At 34.5% G+C, this 14,025-nt stretch carries 14 protein-coding genes; 12 read left to right on the top strand and 2 right to left on the bottom strand.

What is annotated here, in order from left to right:
- The 4 genes from BTO21_RS13225 to BTO21_RS13210 form a co-directional block, all read left to right on the top strand.
- Positions 1-1,026: transcriptional regulator (locus tag BTO21_RS13225; RefSeq protein ID WP_105026855.1), on the top strand; the 1,026-nt coding region annotated here is incomplete at its 5' end.
- 182 nt (positions 1,027-1,208) lie between these two features.
- Positions 1,209-2,309, top strand: a complete 1,101-nt coding sequence (locus BTO21_RS13220) for a YdcF family protein (protein WP_045029936.1) — start codon at positions 1,209-1,211, stop codon at positions 2,307-2,309.
- Between the two features lie 263 nt (positions 2,310-2,572).
- Positions 2,573-3,529, top strand: coding sequence for an SPFH domain-containing protein (locus tag BTO21_RS13215; RefSeq protein WP_045029937.1), 957 nt, complete (start codon positions 2,573-2,575; stop codon positions 3,527-3,529).
- Positions 3,530-3,543: 14 nt separating this feature from the next.
- Entirely contained in the window at positions 3,544-4,002 is a 459-nt protein-coding gene (locus BTO21_RS13210) for an NfeD family protein (RefSeq protein ID WP_045029939.1), read from the top strand.
- Between the two features lie 64 nt (positions 4,003-4,066).
- On the opposite strand, the gene BTO21_RS13205 is transcribed toward BTO21_RS13210, so the two are convergent.
- Entirely contained in the window at positions 4,067-4,387 is a 321-nt protein-coding gene (locus tag BTO21_RS13205) for a hypothetical protein (RefSeq protein WP_045029940.1), read from the bottom strand.
- A 187-nt stretch (positions 4,388-4,574) separates the two neighbouring features.
- On the opposite strand from BTO21_RS13205, the gene BTO21_RS13200 reads away from it, so the two are divergent.
- From BTO21_RS13200 to BTO21_RS13165, 8 genes are all read left to right on the top strand, one after another.
- Positions 4,575-5,321, top strand: a complete 747-nt coding sequence (locus BTO21_RS13200; RefSeq protein WP_045029942.1) for a hypothetical protein — start codon at positions 4,575-4,577, stop codon at positions 5,319-5,321.
- Positions 5,322-5,831: 510 nt separating this feature from the next.
- The gene (locus BTO21_RS13195; RefSeq protein ID WP_045029943.1) at positions 5,832-6,314 is read left to right on the top strand and encodes a hypothetical protein; all 483 of its coding nucleotides are present in this window, start codon (positions 5,832-5,834) and stop codon (positions 6,312-6,314) included.
- Positions 6,315-6,605: 291 nt separating this feature from the next.
- The gene (locus tag BTO21_RS13190; protein ID WP_045029945.1) at positions 6,606-7,061 is read left to right on the top strand and encodes a DUF4402 domain-containing protein; all 456 of its coding nucleotides are present in this window, start codon (positions 6,606-6,608) and stop codon (positions 7,059-7,061) included.
- On the top strand, positions 7,039-7,452 hold the full coding sequence (locus BTO21_RS13185) for a hypothetical protein (protein WP_045029946.1): 414 nt from the start codon (positions 7,039-7,041) through the stop codon (positions 7,450-7,452). Before BTO21_RS13190 ends, BTO21_RS13185 begins: the two co-directional genes overlap by 23 nt.
- 12 nt (positions 7,453-7,464) lie before the next feature.
- Positions 7,465-8,148 (top strand): fimbrial biogenesis chaperone, encoded by a 684-nt coding sequence (locus BTO21_RS13180; RefSeq protein ID WP_065193151.1) that lies wholly within the window; start codon positions 7,465-7,467, stop codon positions 8,146-8,148.
- Positions 8,096-8,845 (top strand): hypothetical protein, encoded by a 750-nt coding sequence (locus BTO21_RS13175; RefSeq protein ID WP_146143660.1) that lies wholly within the window; start codon positions 8,096-8,098, stop codon positions 8,843-8,845. The genes BTO21_RS13180 and BTO21_RS13175 overlap by 53 nt, the downstream gene beginning before the upstream one ends.
- Entirely contained in the window at positions 8,788-10,572 is a 1,785-nt protein-coding gene (locus tag BTO21_RS13170) for a carboxypeptidase-like regulatory domain-containing protein (protein ID WP_105026853.1), read from the top strand. The genes BTO21_RS13175 and BTO21_RS13170 overlap by 58 nt, the downstream gene beginning before the upstream one ends.
- A 99-nt stretch (positions 10,573-10,671) precedes the next feature.
- Entirely contained in the window at positions 10,672-11,391 is a 720-nt protein-coding gene (locus BTO21_RS13165) for a sulfite exporter TauE/SafE family protein (protein ID WP_045029953.1), read from the top strand.
- Positions 11,392-11,451: 60 nt separating this feature from the next.
- On the opposite strand, the gene BTO21_RS13160 is transcribed toward BTO21_RS13165, so the two are convergent.
- Positions 11,452-14,025: GEVED domain-containing protein (locus tag BTO21_RS13160; RefSeq protein WP_170064514.1), on the bottom strand; the 2,574-nt coding region annotated here is incomplete at its 5' end.

Below are 14,025 nucleotides of genomic sequence, written 5' to 3'. Positions count from 1 at the left end.
ACAACTAAAGGCGATGTTATTGAAACATTACCTCGTGTTGGCTATCAGATTCGTGAATTTACACGCGAACATGTTGACCTAAGCGAACAAAAATCAAACAGCACTATCAGTAAGATCAATAAAAAAACCATTATTTCTGCCATTATCCTTACGTCTACATTATTGGGTAGTGGTGCATGGTACATGTACCCTCCTCAAACAGAACCTACGCATTTTTTAATTGAACATGACAATATTGGTAATAATAGCATTACCTTCATTAGCCAAACTTTAGAGCAGCAACTTGATTTAAGAAATAAAACTAAAAAAATATTCTCACAACAACTAAATAAATATGGAAAAATGACAATAACCGATAAAAGAATATATTTTTATAAATCAGATGACTTTTATTCTATTGCTTGGTGTCAAGTAACACCTGGGACTAATCAATGTAAGCCAATGACTGATTTCAGTTATAAAGTGTCCCCTGATGAATGGACTAAATTTACTCATCTCATTATCGATAATAAAAAAATATTTCGTGAAAAAGTTAGTCTGATCTCAGATTCTGTCTATGAACCTTTATCGATTGTTTACCGTTCATATATTAGTAATTACGGCATTATCTCTAAAATATCAAATTTTTATATTTCTCCAACAGATAAAAAAAATGTTTTTGACTATTCAAAAGTAAGCTTTATTACAAGTAAAAAAACAGGTCATTATCAAGCTTTATCACTCTCAGCAGAATCATTAACGATAATGAATAAAAAATCCCAATTTATTTCCACATTAAAAATCACACCTAAAGCCTTTCATTGGGCTTATCAAGACAATGCTAATTTAAGTAAAAATAAAGCACTTACTTTCTTAGATGACGATAACAAATCAAAATCATATGGCTATAATGCGATTCGTTATGACTACGTCGTTGCAGGTCAAAAACAATTACAACTTATCTTAAATGAAAGCACAGGGCTTTACTGGTTACATAGTGGCAAAAATAATCCGCTAACATTATTGCCAACGACAACCCATCCATAAGCACTTGCTGTTACCGTATGATGATAGAAAAACATATGCATAAACGAATGTAAATATTTATGAGATCATGGTCACATCATAAAAACATACAATTATTTCACAATAAATATCACGTAATGATCACATTCTTGAACATCTCAATTCAGTATATTCTTTATTAAAACAATAACGCCTAAATGACGATGAAGAATAATATAATTTCAACTTTAATTGGTAGCTTACTTTGCTTGAGCTATACCGTTGCCTTTGCTAATCCTTCGGCTCCCTTACAAAGTATTACATCATCAACAGACATCGATCAATATATAACTAAACGCCAAGTCGTAAATCAATTATTAACTGATGCTCTTATCGCCTTTCAATCACCTTCTCGCATATCTCAGACCGGATTTACGGCCAACATACCAAATAATCTTGATTTTATTACATCCCGTCTATTACAAGCCTATAAATTTGAACCCTACCGTACCGATTTACTTATATCGGCAGCCAATGCTCAAATATATAATGGTAATATTGATCGCGCTATTACACTCTTTACGCAAGCACAAACGGTTACTTCTAATGACATTGATATTCTGTCGTATCTTGCTGTGTGGCACAATTTCAAGGGTAATAATGATGCATCAATTGAACAAATGACCAAGCTAGCATCACTCAATCCTGGTCGTCAGGCTGATATAGAGCATATTATTAACACGGTTGATCATGTTGTTGCGATACCACTGAAAACTACCACGCAAAAAACCTATAGTGGTAATACCGCTATCATCACGTTAGGTTATGCTTTAAATCCTGATGGTACGATGAATAATATTCTTATTCAGCGACTTAAAAAGACATTAACCCTAGCAAAACAATCACCGAAAGCATTAATTATTGTCACTGGTGGTATGCCTAAAAATCATCAAACTGAAGGCAAATTAATGGCTGATTGGCTTATTAAGAATGGCATCCCTCAGCGACGTATTATTGAAGATAATTATGCGCGTAATATGGTTGAAAATACTTTATATACCAGTTATGCGTTAGCCCGTCATAAAATTGATCATGCAACGATTGTCAGCTCTGGTAGCCATGTACGACGAGGTCAAACACTGTTTGATATTGCTAGTTGGAAAATAGGACCACGAGGTATCACCTTTGATAGTGTCAGTGTTACCGATAAGCCTTTATCAAAACTGGTCATCCCTTCAGATGAGGAACTACTTGCTATATACCGTGATGCGCTTCGTATTTATGGTATGTGGAGTTATCGTTCATACCCGTTAGAACACCGCTAACACTTTATTCTCACGCCTCTGCAACAAGCAGTATAAACATATCAGAAATCCTTTATGTAATGTTTATACTGTGAATTACACACATATGAGCATTACAAATTTATATCTCTTCTTTTTATAATTTAGATCAATAATTACATTTCCAATAGCTATAGATCACGAATTCAGCGGCGTATGATGAGCATAAGAAACAAGTGTGATAGCATTTCCATCGTTCATTATATAAACTAAAATCATAACGAATACACATAAGGAATGTATAAATGCCACTCGATCTCATCACCAACTTACTTACAAGTCCACAATTATACCTACTGATATTTATTGTGGTTACGCTTAAATTAAGCATTATCTTTGTCCCACAAAACGAAGCATGGCTCGTTGAACGGTTTGGTAAATACCGATCGACAAAGGAAGCTGGTTTAAATTTCATTATTCCGTTTATTGATAGTATTGGTGCTAAACGAAGCCTAAAAGAAACTGCAGTCGATGTTCCTTCACAATCTGCTATCACAAAAGACAATATTAGCCTTGTTGTCGATGGCGTGCTGTATTTTCGAGTTCTAGAACCTTACAAAGCTACCTATGGTGTTGATGATTATAGATTTGCCGTCACTCAACTCGCGCAAACTACCATGCGTTCTGAATTAGGTAAAATGGAATTAGATAAGACATTTGAAGAGCGCGATCTGTTGAATGCAAATATTGTTGCTGCTATTAATACCGCTTCTGACCCTTGGGGAGTGCAAGTTTTACGATACGAAATTAAAGACATTGTGCCGCCTAGCTCTGTAATGGAAGCAATGGAAGCGCAAATGAAAGCTGAACGTGAAAAAAGAGCACAAATTCTGGAGTCAGAAGGCGATCGTCAATCAGCTATCAATGTCGCTGAAGGTAAAAAACAAGCGCAAGTGTTAGCCGCAGAAGCCGATAAACAAGAACAAATTCTTAGAGCAGAAGGTGAAGCAGCAGCAATTTTAGCCGTTGCAGATGCTCAAGCACAGGCATTACGTAAAATCGGTGAAGCTGCTGATACAGAGCAAGGCCAAAAAGCGATTCAACTTGAATTAGCCACTAAAGCGATTGAGGCAAAGAAAGCCATTGCTAAAGAATCATCGGTTGTACTTTTAAGTGAAGATGCGACAAATGCAAGCTCGATGGTAGCGCAAGGTTTATCCATTATTAATTCGATCAACAAAGCTCAGAAAAACCACTCTTAGAACTAAGGTGTTGTATGTTTAGCAATATCTCACAAACATTACTGGTATTGGGCTTACTTGCTCTTATCATTGAAGTACTAATACTCGGTTGCAGTACATTAGTATTGCTGTTTTTCGGCATTGCTATGCTACTCACAAGTGGGTTAATTTATATAGGCATCATTGATGCTAATTGGATAAGTACACTTTCAACGTTAGCAATTATAACGTTACTGTTAACTATTGCACTCTGGAAGCCATTCAAAAAATTACAAAACAAACCAGCTAAAACGGATGTAAATACTGATTTTGCCGTTATAACATTTAAACTAGAAAAAGATTTATTACCGTCAGAACGCTATACCTTTAATTATTCCGGTATTCAATGGTTAATAAAAGCAGATACAACAATAGCCAAAGATGTGACGGTTAAAGTCGTCAAAAAAGAAGTTGGGGTTTTCTGGGTTGAACCCGTCGATAACTCAATGAGATAAATCTATAAGCCGTTAACATGACTTAACGGCTTATTATTCCCTCTTCGTTATTTCATTGGATAATTTAATCAACAAGTTCTGTTTTCTCTAATAACTTACAAAACTGATGCTTAATGATGGTTTGACTAATATAAATAACGTTAATAGTATCGTTAAAATATGTATAAGCTAATCGAAATACAGCATCTTTAGCTGCAATAATCTTATATTCATAAATTTTCAAACCATCATTTCGTAATTGTCTTGCTGTCTTTATTTTTGCAGATTGAATCGCGATTAATTGAGGTAAACGTTCGCGTACATCTTGGTAAATAACAGATTGATATTGCTCATGTAAATGAAAAAATTTCCGTAAATGCCGATTTTCGCTATAAGTAATATTCATTATCAATACATCTTATTATTGTAATTTTTGTTGTAGTATATCCTTACAAATACTAATGTTGTAGCTCAATTACCTTAAATCCCCGTTAAGAAAAGATGAACATTATTCACAGTTCACCGTTTCCAATGTGCATAAATCAATAATCTGTACCACAATTAGACTGTACCAGCGAAAAAGGAATACGCTAATGAGTACAAGACTAAATAATACGATTAGTATCGAACTGCACATACAGGCTGCCGTGAGAGAAATTGCAACATTTACGGAGTTAACAGCACGGTCATCATCACTCGATGATCGTATGCATGAGGCTATTCATCAAGGAAAAATATTTTTTACACTGTATCTGATGGTGCAATCACTGCACTGTGAAGCCAAAAATGACACTGCCAATATTCTTTCACAGCAGAATATCATTACACCTGAAATTAATTTTGAATGGGTAATTCAACATTGCTTTAATATGTTTTATATTTCAAATCATGATACTGCAATAGATAAAGCAAATACGTGTAATCAAATAACAACCGTATCATCGAATGATATGTTGCAATGGCAGAAATCCCCGATAGCTGAAAATATGGAGAATATGGTCGCAGCACTCGCAACTAAGCACGTCAAGTTTCTCGCTTCATTATTTTCACAAGCAGAAGATATTGATAATGAACTTCTATCTGTTTTTAGCCACGCCATGACGAACAACACATTAGATTTAGGTATCAAATTATCATCAAAAGCCGGGACTTTATTACTAGAACAAGTGATCCATTCTCGAACAGGTACAGTATGTCTCATCTTTTTAAATATGACGAAAAACAGCGAAGAAAAACTAGCAATAAGCCAATATTTAGCAGATATCGATAGCTTTTATAACACCTTAACCACTAATGGCTTAAAACAGGGGTTGGTTTTTCTAGACCAACTATCCAAATAACACATACAATAAAAAGAGAATATGTGATTTTCACTCACTTGTGGCAAATACATATTCTCTACTGACTATTTTAAGTCACTAAAGTTGACATATTGTATATCCTACTTTTGTAACCATAACTGAGAGTCCGTTAACCTACCTAACCTTACATCAAAGGTATCAATATAACCAAGACTTCAACATTCGTTGATATGCAGAGGTACATTACCAATATTGTCACAATTTTATGGATGAAAGAGCTTCATGAATCCATTACCAACGATAAATGTAATCACTTGTTATTATCTTATTTTGTGAAAATACAGATCAAAGACAAAAGTATAAATTATTATATTCACGAATTAAATAATTAAACTTAATAATACAGTGGCATCATATTCACTCAAAAAACCACTCTTGTCGTAAATATCATTTTTGTGATATTGATTCCAATTTACATTGTATTTAAATTAATATTCAATCAAATAATTCATTATCATTCAGATTATATTATTTTTATGGTAACAATGTATGAAAAAACTTTCTTTATATATAATTCCTGTACAGTTATTTCTGGCTGCATATTGGTTAAAAAATGGTTTTCTTGATAAAATAGTTGGTATTTTTTTAGGTATAATTCACCCTAAAACAGCCTATTACGGTTTAACTTGGAATGGTTGGCATGATCACATTGTTGGTCATTGGGATAATAGTCGAATAGGTCATCTATTTTTCACGCCTTTTTTTAATATTCTATTTCCAATTATTATAGTATTACAGTGCCTACCCTTTCTATTGATAATCATATCGATTATTAATAAAGAATCTCTTATCAATAAACATCGACCATGGCTAATAAGAGCTACCATTTCATCATTTGTCGTCACAGCCATTATGCTGTTTAGTGAAACATTATCAAACACTAAAGATGCAGAATATTTATTACATTTATTTAGTATCAACATGATATTAATAATCTACATTCATTTCATAGAAAAAATAATAGAAAAATAACGCTGCTATTAGTCATAAGATAAGCAATATAAATAATGTTTTCACTGTTTTTATTGCTTAATGATTATTGTTTCGCCGATAACGTTACAATAACTATTTTCTCAAAGATAAGAATATTCTATTTATTTCACTTAATAAAACCCACCAATAAAATAAATATTTGAAAAAAAAGAAGTTTTAATTCCCATCATGCACTATTTTTATTCTTTCATATCACGGCCAATTCATTGAGTTTCATAATTTCATCGACTAACTTTAAATAGGGTAAAAAATTAAACAAGAGGATATATTATGCATAAATCGATCAGGAAATTAGCTTTTGTTACATTAGCAATAATGCCATCATTAGCACAAGCTGAAATAGGAAGTATTCAAGCAACCATTGAGATAATTCCACCGCTATCTATTTCACAAACCAGCTCATTAGATTTTGGTACTATATTCTCAGATCGAACAACAGATGTGATTATCGCCACAACTGATGGCGGTGCAGCAGCGTTTACAGTAACAGGTCATGATGGTTTAACTGCTGATGTTTCAACAGAAGCAACAACAACGTTAACTCATACAGTTGATGGAACAAAAACGATCCCTGTTATCGGTATTAACCTCAACAACGCATCAATCGTTTTAAACGGTGCTACAGAAGTGAAAGCCGGTGGTACTGCAGATATTGATAATGCGACAGGTGCACTCACCGATGGTAATTACACAGGGTCGTTTAATGTTACCGTTGTCTATCAGTAGATCTTTATTTGTTTTTCTTTTTATAAGTACCAATGTTTTTGCTCTTGAATTTATTGAACAAGAAAATATTATAATTACGGTTGTGGAAAGTCAGTACTTACAACAGGTCAAATTTTCTAAAAATAATATTGAGAGTGGAAGCTTTAGTTTTAAATTAAAAGGGAAACCAAATTCTCACGTTAAAATTGACACACTAAAAAACACTAAAAATAATATTTTCATTAAAAATATAACATATAGAGATGGTTTTAATTCTAAGGGATTAGTTTTTATCAACGCTAAAGGCTACTCAAAAAAACTAAGTATTGATGGAACAATTAGTATACCAGCAAGTATGAAAAGTGGAGAGTTTATTACTTCACTAACATTACATGCGGAGTATATAAAATAAAAAGGAGTGACAATGTATAAATTATTAATACTCATTCTGTTTTTCTCCCACCACTCAATGGCCAATATGAAAATAGCGCCATTAAGAGTGATTACAGCAGAAGCAAATACCACTCAAAAATTTCTCGTCTCAAATACGGGGAAAAAACCTATTCGAGTGCGAATTTCACCCTCTTTTATTGCATCTCCGATGGCGAAATATCAAACGCGACATAGTAGTATTAGTCAGAAAATGGAAGATCTTACGCCTTTTCTTCGTGTTTCTCCTCCCGTTATTAGTAAACTAATGCCGAATGAACGGAAAATTGTCAGATTACGTATTGCTGACTTACCAACTAATTATGAAAAAGGTGAATATCGTACACATTTAAAATTCACGCAAGAAGTCATAAAAAAAGTAAATTCCACTGAAAATAATAGTGAATCAATATCATTTGACCTTACTATGCTCGTTAATTCATCAGTGCCTATTTATTATCAAAAGAAAGGTCGAAACTCACCGCCAAAACCTATTATTCAATGTAGCAAAAATAAACTTAAAATCATTAATAACTCACGCTACCAGCAGAAAATAGAATTATTGAATGATAGTGTATATAAACAATTAATTCTTCTTCGTCAATCCAATCTCGATATTGCTTATAATGGAAAAACAACCATTAAGATTAATGATGAACAACAAAAAATCTGTTTATAGCCTCCTATTTCTGATTATTTTCTCTTCATCATTATACGCAGAAAAATTATCAGAAGTATTTATTGAAATTCAAACTAATGAGCGCTATGACTCATTTTTTAGGGTCTTTGTTGAAAATGAAACACCTTATTTAAACATATCAACTTTATTACCGTTACTTTATGGACTTGAAGAGAAATGTAATGATACACGCTGCCATTATTTTGTTACTTTAAAACCAGATGATCATCAAACTACGATTAACTTCAAACAACGTATTTGCTATACAACATCGAATAAAAAGAAACATCCAATAACTCTTCAACATATAGAGAATCAATATTGGTTACATTGGCAAGATATTGCCGCTTGTTTTAACGCAAATGTTTATTGGGACGCTGATAGCTATATATTAAAAATACAAACACACCATCTTTCACCTACAGATATTCAAAAAAGTATCGATCTCGCTCGTACTCTTTCAATAGAAAAAGCGGAGAAAATAAAAAGCCAAAATGCTCAACCACGAACCCAACCCACCAATACGACAATGATCCAAAGTCGATTATCACTAACGACTCAATATCTTGCACAACAATTACACGCAGAGGTAGCTAGCGATTTTTTTTTCGTAGCAACCACCAATTTATCGATATATCAATGCAATCAAATACAGATGATATCCTCACCTATTATCGCTACTTCTATGAAAACCTGATTACAGATGCCAGTTTAACCATTGGCGATATTGTCATTTCTGAATCAATGACCAATAGCATTTATCACACTAAAAATGGCTATAGCCTGACCAATTATGAAAGTGACGGTGAAGGTCATTTTTATGATGAAAGAAACACACTCGCTGATGCATATGTTGATATATATGTTAATGGTATTTTTATTAAAACCGTTCAAGCAAATAATTCAGGCCGATATATTGTTGATGGTTTTTCAGTAATGCCCGGTGATATGGTAAATTTTAAAGAACGGATTGGTATTGGTCAAATAGTTGATACCCAAATTCATATTGCTAACACATCAGAATCTGTTTTAAAACAAGGTCGTTTTGCGTATTCAATTCAAGGAGAAATCGACAACATACAACGTAAACGAGCGCGTTTTAGTTATGGTATACAAGACAATCTTACTTTAGGGATCAGTGCTTTCCACTCAGATTTAACAACAGATTTTACTGTCGGTTTTCGCGCCATCCCAACTCCTAATATCGGTATGACTCTCGCTTGGATAACTCCTCGAAATGACATTTTAGCTGAAATAGACTTCAATCTTAATGCTAATCACTATTTGAAATTTAATTATAATCGCTCTAATTTATTTACTACCAATAATAATGAACAATTTAGCCAGCTCGAATATCGATATTATAATAGTTTGGCATCATTAACGATTAATGCTATTTACAATAATGAGCATCTTAATACTAATGCGACTATTCGCTCTCAACTCAATTCAATGTTATCTGCGGCATTTTCGGTCAATGATAGTCGTGCGAGTAAAGTCCCTTATACGGAATATGCGCTGACGGTTAATTACATAAAAAATGCGTCTGAAGCATTAGAGTTAAACCTATTAAGATCACCTCAAAATAATACACTTTCTTATAACGCTAACTATCGTTACCAATGTAATAATTGCTTTTTCCCATCCATTATTACTTCAAATCAAAGTAGTTATAGCCTCAATGCGTCTTATAGAAAAAATCTGACGGCATCAGCCTCTTTTGCGCTTGAAGTAAACCCAGCCTTAAAACTAACAACAAATGTCACACTTAACTCAATATCGCTATTAGCCCGTTATAGTTATGGATTAAAGCTTTCAAAAACAAAAAACTGGCAACTCTCGTCGATAAATCCCAATGATTATGGTTATGCGACCATTAGAGGACAAATTGTCGACCATACTGGGACTCCAATTCCAAATGTTAATCTTAGTGTCTATCGTAAACAGGCAACATCTAATGCTGATGGTATGTTTGAATTAGAAGGTGTGGCTATTGCTGATAATGTCGCATTAACATTAAACCCAGCAACCATTGATATTAATTTGCAGCCACAATATAACCCGTTGTTAATTAATACTCAAAAAGGAGGTATCACCAATGTTATTGTTAGTTTAGATCGCGTTTTTGGCGTTGATGGCTATATTACAAATTTTGATGGCCATACAAATGCCACTATTACTTTTCTCAACAATAGCACTCAACATCAGCTGACTTATAAAATAGATGCCGATGGTTTTTTCATGATTGAAGGGCTTACCGCAGCAGATTACACTATCACCTATCAAGCAGATGAGCGGCAAGTATCAGTGGCATGGCCTGCAATTAATCAACAACAATGGCTGAGTAATATTCAATTACAAGTTGGTTGTATCAATAAAGCTCAATTTTGTGGCTTAGCAATAAACGTTCCCAACTCACTTTAATGGCAGACAATTAACTTTTAAAGTACATCATCATTTACATTTCCCGCCAATAATATTACTTTGCGATCACTTTATTACTCCTTTAATAAGAATACTACCATGATCATCGAATCAACGACGTTGCTTGCCATTATTATGATCTTTTTAGGATCTTTTGTTCAGACAGCAATCGGGTTTGGACTTGCGATTATTTCGGCTCCTATTCTTATTATTATTGCACCTCAGTATGTACCGGCACCTATCTGCCTTGTTGCCTTATTCATCTCATTACTCAATAGCCGAAAATATCGTTCGTCTATTGAGCTCGGAGGATTAAAAATGGCAATCATTGGCCGTATTCCAGGTTCTATTGCAGGAGCGACATTACTTGTTTTTGTATCAGCACAGACATTATCGTTATGGGTCGGCTTATTAGTATTACTGGCCGTTTTTATTAGCATTATGCCTTTTAGAATTGAACCTACACCGATAAGAATGGTTTTTGCGGGGTTTTTCTCTGGATTATTTGGTACCAGTTCAGCTATTGGTGGGCCGCCAATGGCTATTTTGTTACAACATCAAGAAGCGAATCAGTTACGTGCTAATTTATCTGCATTTTTTGTTTTTAGCTCCATAATCTCCCTTATCACATTGATACCTGTTGGCTTTTTAAATATTGAAAAGCTATGGCTAACATTACCTTTATTGCCTGCAGCATGGGCAGGATATTGGTTGGCACTAAAAACCACACAATCACTGCCAAAAGAAACCATTCGCTATGGCGCATTAACGCTGTGCTTTATTTGTGGGGCTATTGCGGTATATAAAAGTATGAATTAAGTAATATCTTAATAAAAAGTAGGAGAGAAAAAACTCTCCTACTTTAAAAACAATTATTACTTAGTCAATATTGACTCTATATACAACATTGCCACTTTCACCGGGCCTTAACGTTCCGGTTAAGATCCATTTAACACCGCCTTGATAACCAATAGCATTCAACGGTGCAACAGGTATAAAGCTACACGATAACCCTGATGGAATAGTACCACTGCTACAATTAATCGCGCTACTGAGTGAAGTATGTTGTGGTACGGTATCTAAAATCATGACTTCTTTAATATCACCACTACCTGTATTGGTAAAAATAACAGTATATTCAATAACTTCACCAGGTTTAGCACTGTTACTAATGTCATTGCCATTAGCATTGGTTATATTCGCGACTTTTTTCTCTAGTTTCAGTGTTCCTGCGCCAGAGAAAACAGCACGTACTGTATCTGAATCAATCACCGTGTTGACAATACCATGACCTGTTGAGGCAGTATCGTCAAACACCATTACCGCTTTAATATTGTAATTAAATAAACTATTTAATGATGCATTTGCGGGAATAAAAACGTGTGCAACTAAGCAAACTTCTTTATTAGTATCAGCATCAACATTAATACTATTAAGAATAGTCTGATCGTTATTTAATTGATCATCACAATCTATATTATGCTTCAGCACTGTACTCCAATTACTATTTGCAGGGGCCACAACCTTATCTACAATAGAAAATGTCACACTACCACTCGTATTGACTTTAAAATTATGATGGAAAACAATCTTTTTACCTGGTTCAACTTCGGAGTAATTATCGGGATTCATTACTGGTTGTTGCACTTTACCAAAGTTGATATTTTTAAGATTATCACCTGCTGATGCAATCACGATCATCTGGCTATCTGTTACTGCACCACCTGTAACTTGTGCATGACCACCGTTATTTTCACTAATATCAATCCATTTTGCTTGAGAAACCACATCAAGCATAAGATTTTCACCGGCAAGAATAACAGGAATAATCAGACTATATAGCCCTGAACCACTACTAATATCAGTTGCAACAACATCACCAGGATTAAAGCCAGCAGCGGCGACAGAACCATTAAACAGAGCCTTTACAGTAAAGCCTGCAATGCCAGTTTCATTACCATCCATAACACCATCATGTGCTGCAAGAGCTGTCCCGAGAGCATTGTCTTCAAATACAGTACCGTTTAATACAATCTGATTAATCAATCTAAATTGATAATCTTCGACCTCACCATCAGCAGCGATACTAGCAGCACTATTACACTCACCAGCCGCGCTACAAATACGGAAACGCATTATACTATCACCGTTATAAGAATCTGTTTGTACCGGATCAATAGTTATTTCAAGGTTTGTTGTCAGTAAACTAATGGCTTTATCGTTCTCAATATGTTCATCATTATCATTAAAGTCACCATCACCATTAAGATCAACAAAGACATTTAAGAAACCTGTTCTAGCAGGCACTGTCACGGCAATCTGAGCAGGAATACCCACGGTAATTGATGCAGGAACATTAACTCCATCATCTTCAGGATCGGTATCTGCGGCAATACTTTCTTTCGTGCTTAATTCACTGTCCCATGAACTACCTAAAGCGAGGTCTTGATTACCATTACTGGCTATATCGTTATAACCATGTCCTGCAATACCATAAGAGATAATCGCATCACCATAATCTTGTGAGTAATAACAACCCGCAATATCTTGATCAACAATATTAATATCTTGCCCTTCGGCAAAAAAGGTCATTTTTTTGGTTAATACATTTATTTTATACACAGCCGACTTATTCATTAAATCATAACTGCCATCTTGGTTAGTATCATGATCACCATTATTAACAAATGCGTAAATATTATAACTTTTATCAGCGATCAAGCCGCCCGAAATTGCTGCTCCGCTATTATCTTGTGGGAATAAACCACCACTATAATTAATGTTATATTCAGTAACAATACCTTGGGTTGTAATCGACGATAACTTACCCGTAGTCATTTTTGTACTATAAATCGTATCTATTTCAGTATTAACAGCAATATCACCATCATGTAGATATTGAGACAATGGAATAACATCAAACTTACCCGATGCTAATGCTATTTTTATCAGCCCTTTTAAGGTTGGTGAAGATGCGTAAAGATATAATCCATCCGTTGAAATATCTCCCATTGTCACGCTACCAATGACGTTACCTCCAACCGTTGATGCCAGAGCCTCACCATCAGCAAAGGCAATCGCACCATGGGTGGAATGCGTTATTGATTGTGCGCCATTAGCTGTTATTGAATCCAGACCAATAAATGAATTACCATTGCGATCAGTATTAAACAGGTAGGCATTACCGCCGCTGTAAAAAGTACCATAAAATAACCCTAGTATGCGATTGAAACCAAGGCTACTAATATCAGAAATGGTAGGATGACCAGAAATAGAAATTGGCGACGATAATGATGAAAATGCCATTGGATTTGAGGCTGGATCTAATTGCGATAATGCGTAGTTACTGCCTGCTGTTGCATCCGTTTGAAGCACTACATCACAAGTCGTATTCGCAGTTAAGTCTGAGAAATATAACCGATAATCTTCAACCTCACCATCATAAACACAGTG

Origin of the sequence: Photobacterium phosphoreum (assembly GCF_002954725.1) — a bacterium.
Classification (GTDB): Bacteria; Pseudomonadota; Gammaproteobacteria; order Enterobacterales; family Vibrionaceae; genus Photobacterium; species Photobacterium phosphoreum.
This window is presented reverse-complemented; position numbering and strand designations above follow the sequence as displayed.